Source organism: Streptosporangium sp. NPDC006930 (assembly GCF_040635605.1).
Lineage (GTDB): Bacteria > Actinomycetota > Actinomycetes > Streptosporangiales > Streptosporangiaceae > Streptosporangium.
The window spans coordinates 1-15,777 of record NZ_JBEYID010000023.1 but is presented as its reverse complement, the minus strand read 5'-3'; the positions used below and the strand labels follow the sequence as shown (position 1 = coordinate 15,777).

Annotated in this window: 14 protein-coding genes; 11 read left to right on the top strand and 3 right to left on the bottom strand. The window is 69.4% G+C overall.

Features of this window, described 5'->3' with window-relative positions; genetic code table 11:
• Positions 1-154 precede the first annotated feature (154 nt).
• Positions 155-400: a hypothetical protein gene (locus tag ABZ664_RS31350; RefSeq protein ID WP_362517739.1), complete on the top strand. Its 246-nt coding sequence runs from the start codon at positions 155-157 to the stop codon at positions 398-400.
• A gap of 99 nt (positions 401-499) precedes the next feature.
• On the opposite strand, the gene ABZ664_RS31345 is transcribed toward ABZ664_RS31350, so the two are convergent.
• From ABZ664_RS31345 to ABZ664_RS31335, 3 genes are all read right to left on the bottom strand, one after another.
• A complete protein-coding gene (locus tag ABZ664_RS31345) occupies positions 500-1,078 on the bottom strand; it encodes a Uma2 family endonuclease (RefSeq protein ID WP_362518045.1) in 579 nt (192 codons plus the stop codon).
• Between the two features lie 82 nt (positions 1,079-1,160).
• Positions 1,161-2,414, bottom strand: a complete 1,254-nt coding sequence (locus ABZ664_RS31340) for an MFS transporter (protein ID WP_362517736.1) — start codon at positions 2,412-2,414, stop codon at positions 1,161-1,163.
• Positions 2,415-2,601: 187 nt separating this feature from the next.
• Positions 2,602-4,263: a class I adenylate-forming enzyme family protein gene (locus ABZ664_RS31335; protein ID WP_362517733.1), complete on the bottom strand. Its 1,662-nt coding sequence runs from the start codon at positions 4,261-4,263 to the stop codon at positions 2,602-2,604.
• 271 nt (positions 4,264-4,534) lie between these two features.
• Between ABZ664_RS31335 and argC the strand changes: the two genes are divergently transcribed.
• The 10 genes from argC to tyrS all read left to right on the top strand — a co-directional run bounded on the left by argC (position 4,535) and on the right by tyrS (position 15,146).
• Positions 4,535-5,557, top strand: a complete 1,023-nt coding sequence (gene argC / locus ABZ664_RS31330) for an N-acetyl-gamma-glutamyl-phosphate reductase (protein ID WP_362517730.1) — start codon at positions 4,535-4,537, stop codon at positions 5,555-5,557.
• Entirely contained in the window at positions 5,554-6,708 is a 1,155-nt protein-coding gene (gene argJ, locus ABZ664_RS31325) for a bifunctional glutamate N-acetyltransferase/amino-acid acetyltransferase ArgJ (protein ID WP_362517727.1), read from the top strand. The genes argC and argJ overlap by 4 nt, the downstream gene beginning before the upstream one ends.
• Positions 6,705-7,667 (top strand): acetylglutamate kinase, encoded by a 963-nt coding sequence (argB, locus tag ABZ664_RS31320; protein WP_362517724.1) that lies wholly within the window; start codon positions 6,705-6,707, stop codon positions 7,665-7,667. Before argJ ends, argB begins: the two co-directional genes overlap by 4 nt.
• Positions 7,668-7,723: 56 nt before the next feature.
• The gene (locus ABZ664_RS31315) at positions 7,724-8,875 is read left to right on the top strand and encodes an acetylornithine transaminase (protein WP_362518042.1); all 1,152 of its coding nucleotides are present in this window, start codon (positions 7,724-7,726) and stop codon (positions 8,873-8,875) included.
• Positions 8,865-9,866 carry an ornithine carbamoyltransferase gene (argF, locus tag ABZ664_RS31310; RefSeq protein WP_362517721.1) on the top strand — a complete coding sequence of 334 codons (1,002 nt, stop codon included), beginning with the start codon at positions 8,865-8,867 and terminating at the stop codon, positions 9,864-9,866. The genes ABZ664_RS31315 and argF overlap by 11 nt, the downstream gene beginning before the upstream one ends.
• A gap of 5 nt (positions 9,867-9,871) precedes the next feature.
• Complete coding sequence (locus tag ABZ664_RS31305) at positions 9,872-10,378, top strand: arginine repressor (protein ID WP_350949187.1); 507 nt, start codon at positions 9,872-9,874, stop codon at positions 10,376-10,378.
• 66 nt (positions 10,379-10,444) lie between these two features.
• Positions 10,445-11,644 carry an argininosuccinate synthase gene (locus ABZ664_RS31300; RefSeq protein WP_362517717.1) on the top strand — a complete coding sequence of 400 codons (1,200 nt, stop codon included), beginning with the start codon at positions 10,445-10,447 and terminating at the stop codon, positions 11,642-11,644.
• 62 nt (positions 11,645-11,706) lie between these two features.
• The gene (gene argH / locus ABZ664_RS31295; protein WP_362518039.1) at positions 11,707-13,104 is read left to right on the top strand and encodes an argininosuccinate lyase; all 1,398 of its coding nucleotides are present in this window, start codon (positions 11,707-11,709) and stop codon (positions 13,102-13,104) included.
• Entirely contained in the window at positions 13,104-13,736 is a 633-nt protein-coding gene (locus tag ABZ664_RS31290; protein WP_362517713.1) for a DNA-3-methyladenine glycosylase, read from the top strand. Before argH ends, ABZ664_RS31290 begins: the two co-directional genes overlap by 1 nt.
• Before the next feature lie 141 nt (positions 13,737-13,877).
• Positions 13,878-15,146 (top strand): tyrosine--tRNA ligase, encoded by a 1,269-nt coding sequence (gene tyrS / locus ABZ664_RS31285; RefSeq protein ID WP_350949190.1) that lies wholly within the window; start codon positions 13,878-13,880, stop codon positions 15,144-15,146.
• Positions 15,147-15,777 lie beyond the last annotated feature (631 nt).

Sequence of the window (15,777 nt, the reverse complement as noted above, 5' to 3'; positions counted from 1 at the left end):
GTTCACAGGGGGCTCGGGGTGTGTCCCGGGCCCCCTTTTCGCCGTATCGGGCCGGGATGCCTGTTTTCTGGGAGGTGGCGATGGCATACCTCGCCGGTCGCTCGGGGCGGATCGCCCGCCCGGAGCGGAGAAGAGCTTTCCCCAGGAGGGGATGATGAGGCATCTGCTGGTGTTCGCCGAGCGTGACGCCGCCGAGGAGGTCGCCGAGAGCGTGGCAGGGGAGTTCCCGGTGGTCGGGGTGCCCGAGGTGGTGAGGGAGACTCTCGCGGGTGAGGACGACGCCGAGGACGCTCAGTGGCTGGTGGTGGTCGAAGACCCTTCCGGCGCGCTGTCGCCGGAGGGGGTTGCCCGGCTGGAGGCGCTGGCCGAGAGGCACGAGGGCTGGCACGAGAGTGGGTGAGGCGCTGGTGAGACGCGCCGACCGGTGCCAGGGACGGGGGATATGTCCGGCCGGTGCGGCGGAGCCCGCCTCGGGGTGTCCGGGGCGCGGGACCAGGCTTTAGAGCCGGTCGATGTCCGTCAGGTCGATGTCGATGTCGAACGGCGCCGAGATCTTGAGCTGGTCGTGGTGGATACCGGTGAGAACGTAGGACCTGGCGACCGGGTCGAGCTCGTAGACGTAGACGGCGGGCTTTCCCGACTGGTTCTCGACCAGCCAGAAGTGTGCGATGCCCGCCTCGGCGTACAGCGTCGGCTTGCGGTCGCGGTCGCGCTCCTTGGAGTCGGGGGAGATGACCTCCACCACCAGCACGACGTCTTCGGCCCGGTAGAAGGTCTGCTCCGGACTGTGCTCGGCGGAGGCATGGATGACGCTGATGTCGGGCTCGGGCCGCTGCCGCTCGCCCAGGACGACGCTCATCTCTCGGCGCGCTCGAAGATCTTTTGGAATGGTCCGGTTAAGACCCGTTTCCAGGAGATACATGGTGCTCGTGTGAAAAGAAGCCTGAGGACTCACGAAGACCAGGCTTCCGTCAATTAACTCTGTGTGTGCGGGCAATTGCGAAATGCGATCGAGGTCCGCCGCGACGAACCCCTCCGGCGGGGGGAAGGCCCAGGCGGGCAGCGAGGACTCCGTCATCTCGGGGCTCCGTACGTCGATCGTCATGCCCTTACGGTAGCAATGTGATTCCGTTCCGTGAGGATATTCGCCGGTGTCCGTCTCAGGCGCGGGCGGCCTCCTCACGGCGGGCGCGCTCCCTGACCGCGTGCTCGTCGGTGCGGGCGTCGTAGGTGCGGAACCTCGGCAGCAGCGCGGCCATCGCGGCCACCGCGCCGACGCACAGCAACCCGCCGGCGCCCAGGGAGAAGCGGGTGCCGCCGAGCTGGGCCATCAGGCCGGCCCTGGCGTTGCCGAGCATCGGGCCGCTGGTGTAGGAGAGCAGTTCGATCCCCGCCAGACGGCCGCGGAACTCGTCGGGGATGGTCTGGTTCCAGATGGTCGAGCGGAAGACACCGCTGATCATGTCGGCTGCCCCGGCCACGGCCAGGAAGGCGAAGATGCCCCAGACGTTGGGCATCAGCGCCGCCAGCGCCACCGCCACCCCCCACACGGCCGCCGCGACGATCACGCCGAGGCCGTGCCGGTGCACGTGCGCGGTCCATCCGGAGGTGACCGAGGCGATCAGCGAGCCGATGGCGGAGGCGGAGAAGAAGAGCCCGAGAGCCTCGGGGGCACCCAGTTCGTCGGCGAGGAACGGATACAGCGCGGTGGAGAACGCGAAGATCATCGCGGCGATGTCGACCAGATAGGTGCCCATCAGGTCGGGACGGCCCACGGCGTAGCGGACCCCCTCGATCAGGGAGCTGATCGAGGCTTCGGGGCCGTCCTCCGAGCGCGGCTGGGCCCGGACCATCCAGAGCAGGACCAGGGACGCCAGGAAGGTCACGACGTTGATGCCGTACGCGACGGCGACGCCGAACCAGGCCGCGATCAGGCCGCTGAGACCCGGGGCGACGATGGCGCCCAGGTTCCACCGGAAGGCGCTGAGGGCGGCGGCCGCGGTCAGCTGGTCGTGCTTGACCACGCGCGGCAGCAGCGCCTCCAGGCTGGGCCGCTGCAGGCTGCCCAGCCCGGCCGAGAGCGCGCCGACCACGTACAGCACCCAGACCTGTGGTTTCGGCAGCAGCGCGTTGAGGGTCAGGATCGCGACCGTGAGGCAGAGGCCCACCTCGGTGAGAAGAATGATCTTGCGCCGGTCGAGGGCGTCGGCGATCGCCCCGCCCCAGAGCCCGCACACCACCATCGGGACGAACTCGGCCACGCTGACCAGGCCGACCGCCAGGTAGGAGCCGGTGAGCTCCTTCATCTGCAGCGGGACCGCGACCAGTGTCAGAAAGGTGCCGAACATCGTGATGACGCCGGAGCCGAAGAGCAGCCGGAAGTCACGTGAGTCGCGCAGGGGGCTGAGATCCATCACCAGGCGGCGAAGCAGGGATTTGATCGGTCGATCGGCGTTTTCCGGCACGAGCAGTTAGTTTCGGCGGCGACCCGTGCGGGGGCAAATCATTTTCCGAACGGGTCACCGCCGTGGTGGGGTATCGGAAAACCGTTTCCGCCCTCGCGGGAGACGACGGGTGCGGGGCCCGGGGGTGGAGCGGGCGTCAGAGGTTCAGGACCTCCTGGCGCAGCCGGGTCTTGAGGATCTTGCCGCCGGGGTTGCGGGGAAGCTCCGTCTCGCGCACCCAGAACCTGACCGGGATCTTGAAGGGGGCGATCCGCTCGCGCAGGAAGGCCCCCAGTTCCTCGTCGCTCGCCGGGGACGACAGCCGGAGTACCGCGCCGACCTCCTCGCCCAGTTCCTCGTGGGGGATCCCGATCACCGCGGCGTCCTCGACCGCCGGGTGTTCGAACAGCGCGGCCTCGACCTCGGCGCAGTAGACGTTCTCGCCGCCGCGGATGACCATGTCCTTGGCCCGGTCCACGATGAACACGAATCCCTCCTCGTCCACCCTGGCGAGGTCTCCGGTGTGCAGCCACCCGTCGACGATGGTCTCCGCGGTGGCCTCGGGCCGGTTCCAGTAGCCCAGGATGACGTTCGGGCCGCGCAGGCAGAGTTCGCCGATCGCGCCGACCGGCAGTTCGGCGCCGGTCGGGTCGGTGATCCTTACCTCGACCACGGCCATCGGCAGGCCGATGCTGTCGGGTTTGGCCAGGTAGTCGGCTCCGGTGTTGCTGATGGCGAGCGCGGTGGTCTCGGTCATGCCGTACCCGTTGGAGGAGGAGCGGTTGGGCAGTTGCGCGGTGATGCGCTCCAGTAGCTTCGGCGGGGCGGGGGCGCCGCCGTACCCGAGGCCACTGAGGCTGGAGATGTCGTACTTGCCCAGGTCGGGGTGCGACAGGAGCTGCCACACGTTGGTGGGTACGCCGGTGAGACCGGTGATCCGCTCGCGCTCGATCAGCTCCAGCGCACGGCCCGGGTCCCATTTGTACATCAGCACCAGGCCACCCCCGCTGAACATGGTGGTGGTCATCGCCGCGAAGCAGCCGGTGGCGTGGAAGAGCGGCACGGTGAGCAGGGTGATCCGCCGCTGCCCCGAGGTCTCACCCGGATCCTTGCCCGCCCTGATCGCACCCCGGTACATGCCGTAGGCGACGGTCATCGGCGACTGCCCGAGGTTGCGGTGGCTGCCGAGCGCCCCCTTGGGGCGGCCGGTGGTGCCGGAGGTGTAGAAGATCGTCGCCGGGTCCTCGGGGGAGAGGTCGACCGGGGGCAGCGTCACGTCCGCCTCCACCTCGCCCATCACGTCCTCGAAGGAGCGGGCGCCCTCGGGTGTCTCGCCGCGGGTCACGATGAGCGCCGGGCCCGGCCCGGCGAGCCCGGCCGCCCGCTCTCCGTCGGCGATCAGCACCTTGGCCCCCGAGTCGGAAAGCCCGTACTCCAGCTCCTGCGGTGTCCACCACGCGTTGAGCGGAACGGCTATCGCCCCCGCGGCCAGCGCGGCCGAGAAGGCGATCACCCATTCGGGGTAGTTGCGCATGGCGATGGCCACCCGGTCGCCCTTGACCACGCCGTAGTCGTCCACCAGGCGTCGCGCGAGCGTGGCGGTCCGCCGGTAGTGCTCCTCGTAGGTGATGCGCTCGTCCTCGTACGCCAGGAAGACCTTGTCGCCGTGGAACCTGCTCGTCTCGAGAAGTGCCCGGAAGTCGCGGGGCGCGTGCTTCCAGGTTCTGACGGTCCCGCCGTGGCTGAGGATCTCTTCCGTCTCGAAAAGCTGCCCCGGCGCGGTGAGCCGGGCTTGGAGCTGGTCATGGGTGACAGTCATGCGTTCGCACTCCCGGAGAACGAGGGACCGGAAACGTCACGATACCGACCGGTAGGTACGTGCAACAGTGCCGAAACATTACCGATGACCTCGTGCCCGTATTCACAAGTCGCGAAGCGTGATTTTCTGATCTTTCCGCCTGGATGGGGTTTTTCTGGGGCTGGGAGCCTCTGCCGCGCCGGGCTTGCATGGCAATCCTCCAAGATGCATAATCTTTCTAGTAAGTCCATGAGAAGTAGTGCATGACTATGCAGAAATCGAGAGGGGTCGGATGAGAGCGGCGATCGCGGGTGCCAGCGGTTACGCCGGAGGTGAGCTCCTGCGCCTGCTGCTGTCCCACCCCGGCATCGAGATCGGCGCGCTGACGGCGGCCTCAAGTGCGGGCACCGCCCTCGGCGCCCACCAGCCACACCTGGCCCCGCTGGCCGACAGGATCCTGCTGGAGACCACTCCCGAGACCCTCGGCGGCCACGACCTCGTCTTCCTCGCCCTGCCGCACGGGCAGTCGGCCGCGGTCGCCGAGCAGCTCGGCGACCGCACCCTCGTGGTCGACTGCGGCGCCGACTTCCGGCTCGCCGACCCCGCCGCATGGGAGCACTTCTACGGTGGCGTCCACGCGGGCACCTGGCCCTACGGACTGCCCGAGCTGCCGGGGCGGCGCGAGGAGTTGCGCGCCACCCGGAGGATCGCCGTGCCGGGGTGCTACCCGACGGCCGTCACCCTGGCCATGTTCCCCGCCTTCGCCGCCGGACTCGTCGGACCCGACGTGGTGGTGGTCGCCGCCAGCGGCACCAGCGGGGCCGGCAGGGCGCCCAAGCCGAACCTCCTGGGCAGCGAGGTGATGGGCTCCGCCAGCGCGTACGGCGTCGGCGGCGTCCACCGGCACACCCCGGAGATGGAGCAGAACCTCTCCCCCCTGGCGGGTGAGCCGGTCACCGTCTCCTTCACCCCCGTGCTGGCGCCGATGAGCCGTGGCATCCTCGCCACCTGCACCGCCCCCGCCAGGCCCGGCCTCACCCCGGCGGTCCTGCGCGAGGCGTATGAGACCGCCACCAAGGACGAGCCGTTCCTGCGGCTGCTCCCCGAGGGCCAGTGGCCCGCGACCTCGATGACCCTCGGCGCCAACACCGCCGCTCTCCAGGTCGTCCTGGACGAGCGCGCGGGCCGCGTCGTCGCCGTCGTCGCCATCGACAACCTCACCAAGGGCACGGCCGGAGGCGCGATCCAGAGCGCCAATCTCGCCCTCGGCCTGCCGGAAGAGTTCGGCCTACCTCTCAATGGAGTCGCCCCATGAGCGTGACCGCACCTCTCGGCTTCCGGGCGTCGGGTGTCGACGCCGGGATCAAGTCCAGCGCCGACCGCGACCTGGCACTGATCGTCAACGACGGCCCCTCGCGCGCCGCGGCCGGGGTCTTCACCAGCAACCGGGTGAAGGCCGCGCCGGTCCTGTGGTCCGCCCAGGTGCTGGCCGGAGGCCGGGTTCACGCCGTCGTCCTCAACTCCGGCGGCGCCAACGCCTGCACCGGGCCGCTCGGCTTCCAGGACACCCACGCCACTGCGGAGAAGGTCGCCGAAGCGCTGGGAGACTCGGCGGGGGAGATCGCGGTCTGTTCCACCGGCCTGATCGGCGAGCGGCTGCCGATGGACTCGCTGCTGGCCGGGGTCGACCTCGCGGTCTCCCAGCTCGCCAGGGACGGTGGTCTGGCCGCCGCCGACGCCATCCGCACCACCGACACCGTCTCGAAGATCTCCTTCAGAAAAGGCGCGGGCGGCTACATGGTCGGCGGCATGGCGAAGGGCGCGGGCATGCTCGCCCCCGGCCTCGCCACCATGCTGTCGGTGATCACCACCGACGCGGACCTGCCCGCCGAGCAACTCGACGAGGTGCTCCGTAAGGTGACGCGGGTCACCTTCGACCGCCTCGACGCCGACGGCTGCATGTCCACCAACGACACCGTTCTGCTCCTGGCCAGCGGTGCCTCCGGGGTCGTTCCCGACCTCGCCGAGTTCGAGCAGGTCCTTCTCGTCGTCTGCGCCGACCTCGCCCGCCAACTGCTGATGGACGCCGAGGGCGCCTCCAAGGCGATCGCCATCGAGGTCGTCGGAGCCGCCTCCGAGGACGACGCGGTCACCGTCGGCCGCGCCGTTTCCCGCTCCAACCTCTTCAAGTGCGCCATCTACGGCGAGGACCCCAACTGGGGCCGGGTGCTGTCGGCCGTCGGCACCACCGACGCCGTCTTCGAACCCGACAGGCTCAACGTGGCGATGAACGGCATCTGGATCTGCAGGGGCGGCGCCGCGGGCGACGACCGCTCCAAGGTCGACCTCACCCCGCGCGAGGTGACGATCACCATCGACCTGTCGGCGGGACCGCACACGGCGACGATCCACACCACCGACCTCACCGCGGAGTACGTCCACGAGAACTCGGCGTACTCCACATGAGACGCGCCGAGGCACTGACGAAGGCCACCACGCTGATCGAGACCCTGCCCTGGCTCGCGAGCTTCCACGGCGCGACCGTCGTCATCAAGTACGGCGGCAACGCGATGACCGAGGAGCACCTTCGCGAGAAGTTCGCCGCCGACGTCGTCTTCCTGCGCTACGCCGGGCTCAAGCCGGTGATCGTGCACGGGGGAGGGCCGCAGATCAACGCCCAGCTCGACCTCCTCGGCATCGAGTCCACCTTCACCGCGGGGCTCAGGGTCACCACCCCCGAGGCCATGCAGGTCGTCAGGATGGTCCTCGTCGGCCAGGTCAACCGCGACGTGGTCGGCCTGATCAACCGGCACGGGCCGTTCGCGATCGGCATGTCCGGCGAGGACGCCCACCTGTTCACCGCCGTACGCAAGCACGCCCTCGTGGACGGCGTCGGCGTCGACATCGGCCAGGTCGGCGACATCGTCAAGGTCGAGGCCGGAGCCGTGCGAGCCCTGCTGGACGACGGGCGGATCCCGGTGATCTCCTCGGTCGCGCGCAGCGACGACGGCACCGTCTACAACGTCAACGCCGACACCGCCGCCGCCGCGCTCGCCGTGGCGCTCCAGGCCTCCAAGTTGATCGTCCTGACCGACGTCGAGGGCCTGTACCGCGACTGGCGCCCCGGCACCGACGAGAACGAGATCATCGAGCAGCTGTCCGCCACCGAGCTGGAGAAGCTCCTGCCGAGCCTGTCCAGCGGCATGATCCCCAAGATGGAGGCGTGCCTGACCGCCGTCCAGGGCGGCGTGTCACGGGCCCACGTGCTCGACGGCAGGGTGCCCCACTCGGTGCTGCTGGAGATCTTCACCGACGAGGGCATAGGAACCATGGTGCTGCCGGACGCCTCCGAGGCGGCGGCCGCGCCGGAGCCGGTCAGGCGGCGGCCCGCGGCCCCCGCCCAGCTGAAGGGGAACGACGAGTGAGCACGCAGGAAAGCCCCGCAGGAGAGGCGCTCGCCAGGCGCTTCGAGGCCGCCTTCATGGCCAACTACGGCGTGCCCCCGTTGGCGCTGGCCCGAGGCGAGGGCGCGAGGGTCTGGGACGTCGACGGCCGCGAGTACCTCGACCTGATCGGCGGCATCGCGGTCAGCTCGCTCGGCCACGCCCATCCCGCGCTGGTGGAGGCCGTCTCCCGTCAGGTCGCCACCCTCGCCCACACCAGCAACCTCTTCCTGCACGAGCCCGAGGTGCTGCTCGCCGAGCGCCTGCTCGGCCTGCTCGGAGCCCCGGCCAAGGTGTTCCTCAGCAACTCCGGTACCGAGGCCAACGAGGCCGCGCTGAAGCTCTCCCTCAAGTACGGGAAGTCGAACGGCCGCACCTACTTCGTGGCCGCGGAGAACGCCTTCCACGGCCGTACCCTCGGCGCGCTCGCCCTGACCGGCAAGCCCTCGATCCGCGACCAGTTCGGCCCGTTCTCGATCGATGTCCGCTTCGTCGCCTACGGTGACGCGGACGCGCTCAAGAACGCGGTCACCGGCGAGTGCGCGGCGGTCTTCCTCGAACCCACCCAGGGCGAAGCGGGCGTCGTGCCCCCGCCCGAGGGCTACTTCACGGCCGCGAGGGAGATCTGCGACGCCACCGGCGCGCTGCTCGTCGCCGACGAGATCCAGTCGGCGATCGGCCGCACCGGGCACTGGTTCGCCCACCAGCACGAGGGCATCCTGCCCGACGTGCTCACCCTGGCCAAGGGCCTCGGAGGCGGCATGCCGATCGGCGCCTGCATCGGCTTCGGCACGGCGGCCACCGTCCTCGCCCAGGGAGACCACGGCTCCACCTTCGGTGGAAACCCCGTCTCCGCCGCCGCCGCGCTCGCCGTGCTCGACACCATTGACAGGGACGGCCTGTTGGAGCACGTCCGGACCCTCGGCGCCGAACTCGCGGAGGGCATCGCCGCGATCGACCACCCGTTGCTCGCCGGTGTCCGTGGCCGGGGGCTGTGGCGGGCCGTCGTGCTGAGTGACGACCGCTCCGCCCAGGTCCAGGCCGCCGCGCAGCGCGCGGGCTTCCTGGTCAACGCCCTCCAGCCCGACGCGGTACGGCTCGCGCCCCCGCTGGTGATCACATCCGCCCAGGTCGCGGCCTTCGTGGCCGCGCTTCCCGCCATCCTCGACGAGGCCGCAGATGCCCAGTAACCTCGCCGGACAGGCGCACGTCAGGCACTTCCTGAGGGACGACGACCTCTCGCCCGCAGAGCAGGCCCAGGTGCTCGACCTGGCCGAGGCCGTGAAGAAGGACCGCTACGCCTACCGCCCCTTCGAGGGCCCGCAGACCGTCGCCGTCCTCTTCGACAAGCACTCCACCCGCACCCGCGTCTCCTTCGCGGTCGGTATCGGCGAGCTCGGCGGGCTCCCCCTCATCCTCGACGCCGGGTCCTCCCAGATGGGCCGGGGCGAGTCGATCGAGGACACCGCCCGAGTCCTGGAACGCCAGGTGGGCGCGATCGTGTGGCGCACCTCGGGCCAGGAGAGGATCGAGGCCATGGCCTCGGAGTCCTCGGTGCCGGTGGTCAACGCCCTCACCGACGAGTTCCACCCCTGCCAGATCCTCGCCGACCTGCAGACCGTGAGGGAGCACTTCGGCAGGACGGCGGGGCTCACCCTGGCCTACTTCGGAGACGGGGCCAACAACATGGCCCACTCCTACCTGCTCGGCGGGGCCGTCGCCGGCATGCACGTGCGGATCGCCACCCCCGCCGGATACCTGCCGGACGCGGAGATCCTCCGGCGGGCCGGCGAGGTCGCCGCCGAGACCGGCGGATCCGTCGCCGTCCTCGCCGACCCGGCCGAGGCCGCCGCGGGCGCGGACGTGATCGCCACCGACACCTGGGTCTCCATGGGGCAGGACGGCAAGGAACAGCGGATCGCCGACCTCATGCCGTACCAGGTCAACGCCGCGCTGATGAGCCGGGCCGCCCCCGGCGCCGTCGTCCTGCACTGCCTGCCCGCCTACCGCGACCTGGAGATCTCCGCCGAGGTCCTCGACGGCCCACAGAGCCTGGTGTGGGACCAGGCGGAGAACCGGCTGCACGCCCAGAAGGCCCTGCTGTACTGGCTGGTCTCGATGGCGGGCCGCGACGGGGCCCAGAACGCCGACCTCGCGGGTGACACGCCCGGAGGCGGGTGACCCGCATGACGATCCCGATGACCAAGGTCGCCCGCCAGGCACGGATCGCCGACCTCCTGCAGCGGCAACCGGTCAGATCCCAGCCAGAACTGGCCAAACTCCTGCTGGAGAGCGGTGTCGAGGTCACCCAGGCCACCCTCTCCCGCGACCTGGACGAACTCGGCGCGCTCAAGCTGCGCGCCGAGGACGGCTCCCTGGTCTACGCCCTGCCGGGGGAGGGCGGCGGCCGGATAGGACTCGCCAGGCTCGGCACCGGTGAGTCGCCCGCCGCCAGGCTCAGCAGATTCGCGGAGGAACTTCTCGTCTCCGCCGAGGCCTCCGCCAACCTGGTCATCGTCCGTACGCCGCCGGGCGCCGCGCAGTTCCTCGCCTCCGCCATCGACCACGCCGACTGGGAGTCCATCCTCGGCACCGTCGCGGGAGACGACACGATTCTCGTCATCAGCCGCGACCCGATGGGCGGGGCAGCTGTCGCCGAGGGATTGCTGCGGCACGCCGACCGACGTATTTAACCTGCTCAGGCGGTCATCCCTGGCAACATCTGACACTGTGCCAACAAGATCTTGGAGATATCCATCATGACCGACCGGGTCGTACTCGCATTCTCCGGAGGACTCGACACCTCCGTCGCCATTCCCTTCCTCGCCGAGAGGACCGGTGCCGAGGTCGTCGCGGTCGCCGTCGACGTCGGCCAGGGCGGCGAGGACATGGAGGTCATCCGCAAGCGCGCCATCGACTGCGGCGCCGTGGAGTCCGTCGTCGTGGACGCCCGCGAGGAGTTCGCCACCGACTTCTGCGTGCCCGCCCTGCAGGCCAACGCCCTCTACATGGACCGCTACCCACTGGTCTCCGCCCTGTCGCGGCCGCTGATCGTCAAGCACCTGGCCGCGGCGGCGAAGGAGTTCGGCGGCACCCACGTCTCGCACGGCTGTACCGGCAAGGGCAACGACCAGGTCCGCTTCGAGGCGGGCCTGGCCGCCCTGTACCCCGAGCTCAAGGTCATCGCTCCCGCCCGCGACTACGCGTGGACCCGGGACAAGGCGATCGCCTACGCCGAGAAGAAGAACCTGCCGATCGAGACGTCCAACAAGAACCCGTACTCCATCGACCAGAACATCTGGGGCAGGGCCATCGAGACCGGCTTCCTTGAGGACATCTGGAACGGCCCGATCGAGGACATCTACGCCTACACCGCCGACCCGGCACAGCCGCGCGACGCGGACGAGGTCATCATCAGCTTCGTCAAGGGCGTCCCCGTGGCGCTGGACGGGCGTCACCTCACCCCGTTCCGGATCATCGAGGAGCTCAACCGCCGCGCGGGCGCCCAGGGCGTCGGCCGCCTCGACATGGTCGAGGACCGGCTCGTCGGCATCAAGTCCCGAGAGGTCTACGAGGCGCCGGGCGCCATCGCCCTGATCACCGCCCACATGGAGCTGGAGAACGTCACCGTCGAGCGCGACCTCGCCCGCTTCAAGCGGTCGGTGGACCAGCGCTGGGGCGAGCTCGTCTACGACGGCCTCTGGTTCTCCCCGCTCAAGAAGGCCCTCGACACCTTCATCGCCGAGGCACAGGAGCACGTCACCGGCGAGATCCGGATGACCCTGCACGGCGGCAGGGCCACCGTGACCGGGCGCCGCTCCGAGGCGTCGCTGTACGACTTCAACCTCGCCACCTACGACACCGGCGACACCTTCGACCAGTCCCTCGCCAGGGGTTTCGTCGAGCTGTGGAGCCTGCCCTCCAAGATTGCCTCCGCCCGTGACGCCCGATCGGTCTGATTGGGCTAAGGTCGCGGATTGAACTGGGAGGGAGAACAACGGTGACTGATGGTGGCAAGCCCATGCGGCTCTGGGGCGGCCGGTTCGAAGGAGGTCCGGCCGACGCGCTGACCAGGCTCTCGGTGAGCGTGCACTTCGACTGGCGGTTGGTGCCGTACGACCTGATGGCCTCGCGCGCGCACGCCAGGGTGCTGCACCGCGCGAACCTGCTGAGCGACGACGAGCTGGCGCGCATGATCGGCGCCCTGGACGACCTGGAGCGCGCCTGCAAGGCGGGCGAGTTCCGGCCGACCGTCGCCGACGAGGACGTCCACACCGCGCTGGAGCGCGGCCTGCTGGAACGCCTCGGCACGCTCGGCGGCAAGCTTCGGGCCGGTCGCAGCCGCAACGACCAGGTCGCCACCGACCTACGGCTCTACCTCCGCGACCACGTCAGGCACATCGTGTCCAGGCTGGTGGAGCTGGAGACCGCGCTGATGAGCCAGGCCGAGGAGCACGCGGAGACCGCGGCCCCCGGTATGACCCACCTGCAGCACGCGCAGCCGGTCTCCTTCGGCCACCAGCTCCTGGCGCACGTGCACGCCTTCGCCCGCGACATCGATCGCCTGCGCGACTGGGACAGGCGCGCCGCCGTCTCCCCGCTGGGAGCGGGAGCGCTGGCCGGGTCCTCCCTGCCGCTCGACCCCCAGGCCGTGGCCGCAGAGCTCGGCTTCGACTCCGCCGCGCCCAACTCGATGGACGCCGTCGCCGACCGCGACTTCGCCGCCGAGTTCCTGTTCGACGCGGCGATGATCGGCGTGCACCTGTCGCGGCTGGGCGAGGAGATCGTCCTGTGGGCCTCGCAGGAGTTCCGCTGGATCGAGATGGACGACGCCTACTCCACCGGCTCGTCGATCATGCCGCAGAAGAAGAACCCCGACGTGGCCGAGCTGGCCCGAGGCAAGAGCGGCCGTCTCATCGGCAACCTCATGGCGCTGCTGACGACCCTCAAGGGCCTGCCGCTGACCTACAACCGCGATTTGCAGGAGGACAAGGAGCCGGTGTTCGACTCCGTCGACAGCCTGCTGCTGGTCCTTCCCGCGATGGCCGGGCTCGTCGCGACCATGCGCGTCAACACCGCCAAGCTGGAGGCCTCGGCCCCCGACGGGTTCGCGCTCGCCACCGACCTGGCCGAGCTGCTGGTCCGCAGGGGGGTCGCCTTCCGTGAGGCTCATGAGGCGGTCGGGCATCTGGTCGTCTGGTGCCAGGTCAACGACAAGGACTTCGGCGAGCTCACCGACGAGGAACTGGCCAAGGTCTCACCGCACTTCACACCCGACTCCCGTGAGGTCCTCTCGGTGCCCGGCGCCCTGGCGGCCCGCAAGGCGCACGGCGGTACGGCACCCGACCGGGTACGCGGCCAGCTCATCGCGCTGCGAGAGATCGTCGACGCTCAGGCCGCCTGGGCGAGCGGAAGCTGATGCAGGACGAGGGCCGGTCCGACGCGCCGCTGGCCCGCGGCTTCTTCGACCGGCCCGCCCACGAGGTCGCCCCCGACCTGCTGGGACGGGTGCTCGTACACGGACCGGTCGCGTTGCGCCTCACCGAGGTCGAGGCCTACGGGCTGCCGGGTGAGGATCCCGCGTCGCACACCTACCGGGGCCGGACGCCACGTAACGCGGTGATGTTCGGCCCACCGGGCCACCTGTACGTCTATTTCACGTACGGTATGCACTTCTGCGCCAACCTCACGTGCCTTCCCGAGATGATCGGCTCCGGTGTGCTGCTGCGGGCCGGAGAGGTGATCTCCGGCGTGGAGACCGCCCTGGCCCGCCGGGGCGCGGGGAGCACCAAGCCCGTCAGGGAGGTCGATCTCGCCAGGGGGCCGGCGCGACTGGCGGTGGCGCTCGCCTTCACCCGCGAGCACAACGGGCTCGACGCCTGCGCCCCAGGATCACTCTCCGTGATCGAGGGTGAACCGGCCAAGGCGTCGTCCATCCTGTCGGGGCCACGCACCGGCGTCTCGTCAGGAAAGGAGACGCCGTGGCGCTTCTGGATCGACGGCGAGCCCACGGTCTCACCCCACCGCCCGCATGTCCCACGCCGCCGGTAGGCCGCGCGTGCTCTCCCCTGTCGGTCTTCCTCCCGGCTGTCCTCGTGCGCGAGAAGGGTTTCGAGTGGCGTGGTGGTGCCGTGATCGGGCAGGGTGTACAAGAGCGCTAAATGTCCCTTCGAGCATTGGAAAGCAAGGATCGTGACCGACATTCTGGATGACCTCGCCTGGCGCGGCCTGATCGCGCAGTCCACCGACATCGACGCCCTGCGTGCGGCGATGGCCGAGGGTCCGATCACGGTCTATTGCGGCTTCGACCCGACCGCCCCCTCCCTGCACGTCGGCAATCTGGTCCCGCTGCTCACCCTCACCCGCCTCCAGCGGGCGGGCCACCGGGCCATCGGCCTGGTGGGCGGCGCGACGGGCCTGATCGGCGACCCCAGCGGACGGAGCACCGAGCGCTCGCTCAACTCCTCCGACGTCGTGGCCGAATGGGTGGCGCGGATCCGCGTCCAGGTGGAGAAGTTCCTTGACTTCTCGGACGAGAAGACCGGGATCCTCGTCAGCAACCTCGACTGGACCGAGGGCATGTCCGCGATCGACTTCCTGCGCGATGTCGGCAAGCACTTCCCGGTCAACCGGATGCTCGCCCGCGAGTCGGTCTCGGCCCGACTGGGCGGAGAAGGGCTCAGCTACACCGAGTTCAGCTACCAGATCCTGCAGGCCAACGACTACCTGGAGCTGAACAGGCGCCACGGCTGCACGCTCCAGATCGGTGGCAGCGACCAGTGGGGCAACATCACGGCGGGAACGGACCTCATCCGCCGGGTGACGGGCAGCCACGTGCACGCCCTCACCGTGCCGCTGATCACCAAGGCCGACGGGACCAAGTTCGGCAAGACGGCCGGTGGCGCGGTCTGGCTCAACCCGGAGATGACCTCCCCGTACGCGTTCTACCAATTCTGGCTGAACGCGGACGACCGTGACGTGGTGAAGTTCCTCAAGATCTACAGCTTCCGGTCCCGTGAGGAGATCGAAGGGCTGGAGAAGGCCGCCGCCGAGCGGCCCGCCGGGCGCGAGGCACAGCGAGCGCTCGCCGAGGAGTTCACCACGCTGCTGCACGGCGCCGACGAGTGCGCCGCGGTGATCGCCGCCTCGGCGGCCCTGTTCGGCCAGGGCTCCCTGCAGGAGTTGCCGGCGCGCACGCTGGGGGAGGCCCTCGCCGAGGTGCCGCGCGCGGAGGTTCCCACCTTGGGGGCGTCCTTCGTCGACCTGCTCGCCGAGAGTGGCCTGGTCAAGTCGAAGTCGGAGGCGCGCCGAGCGGTGAAGGAGGGCGGCGCCTACCTCAACAACGTCAAGGTCACCGACGAGGCGTACGTGCCGTCCGCCGATGATCTGCTCCACGGACGTTTCCTGGTGCTGCGCCGTGGCAAGCGTTCCGTCGGCGGCGTCGAGATCCTCGCGCCCTGACTTTTCTTCCGCACATCCGCACCGCTCCCCGGGTCTCTGGTGCGATGGGGATCTTCCGCGTTGTCCTGGTCTTTGTTGGCTTTTGGCCTTTGGCCAGGTCAACGCGGAAGATCCCGAGCGGTCGGCGTCCGGCTCCGGTCGGGGCGCCGACCGTCTTGTTGAGTAACATTCCGGTAGCGAACGCTTCTGGTTTTCCTAAGCAACCGCGCTGACCTGCGGTTTTGTCGGGAGCAGCTGATTTGACGATGCTTCGAAGGGGGCATAATCTTTTCAATGCCCCGGAGCGAGCCGGACGCCGATCGGCGGACGGGCCCAGGGCCACTCCACCTGAACGAACCTGAGCGTTCGGACTCCGCGTAGGTCACCGGAAAACCGGTTGAGTTCGCTGTTTCCTGGATGGCAGGGTTGGTTCAGTGGGTTGCCTCGAGAGTGAGGCAGAGAGAATCCTAGCGAGTTTACAGGTTTTGTGACAATACAGCTGCCGGTCAGCAATTTGACACAATCTTGATAGGCTTGTACGGTTGAAATACGAAATGGAACGCCCCGGAGTTCTGCCGGACCGGTTGGTCGGGTGGGGGTGATGGTGTACGCGTCCGTTTCTTGAGAACTCAACAGTGTGTTAAAAGCCAGT

Coding starts and splice junctions, on each gene's coding strand:
- ABZ664_RS31350 (WP_362517739.1), top strand. CDS start 155: ATGAGGCATCTGCTGGTGTTCGCCGAGCGTGACGCCGCCGAGGAGGTC.
- ABZ664_RS31345 (WP_362518045.1), bottom strand. CDS start 1,078: ATGACGGAGTCCTCGCTGCCCGCCTGGGCCTTCCCCCCGCCGGAGGGG.
- ABZ664_RS31340 (WP_362517736.1), bottom strand. CDS start 2,414: ATGGATCTCAGCCCCCTGCGCGACTCACGTGACTTCCGGCTGCTCTTC.
- ABZ664_RS31335 (WP_362517733.1), bottom strand. CDS start 4,263: ATGACTGTCACCCATGACCAGCTCCAAGCCCGGCTCACCGCGCCGGGG.
- argC (WP_362517730.1), top strand. CDS start 4,535: ATGAGAGCGGCGATCGCGGGTGCCAGCGGTTACGCCGGAGGTGAGCTC.
- argJ (WP_362517727.1), top strand. CDS start 5,554: ATGAGCGTGACCGCACCTCTCGGCTTCCGGGCGTCGGGTGTCGACGCC.
- argB (WP_362517724.1), top strand. CDS start 6,705: ATGAGACGCGCCGAGGCACTGACGAAGGCCACCACGCTGATCGAGACC.
- ABZ664_RS31315 (WP_362518042.1), top strand. CDS start 7,724: ATGGCCAACTACGGCGTGCCCCCGTTGGCGCTGGCCCGAGGCGAGGGC.
- argF (WP_362517721.1), top strand. CDS start 8,865: ATGCCCAGTAACCTCGCCGGACAGGCGCACGTCAGGCACTTCCTGAGG.
- ABZ664_RS31305 (WP_350949187.1), top strand. CDS start 9,872: ATGACGATCCCGATGACCAAGGTCGCCCGCCAGGCACGGATCGCCGAC.
- ABZ664_RS31300 (WP_362517717.1), top strand. CDS start 10,445: ATGACCGACCGGGTCGTACTCGCATTCTCCGGAGGACTCGACACCTCC.
- argH (WP_362518039.1), top strand. CDS start 11,707: ATGCGGCTCTGGGGCGGCCGGTTCGAAGGAGGTCCGGCCGACGCGCTG.
- ABZ664_RS31290 (WP_362517713.1), top strand. CDS start 13,104: ATGCAGGACGAGGGCCGGTCCGACGCGCCGCTGGCCCGCGGCTTCTTC.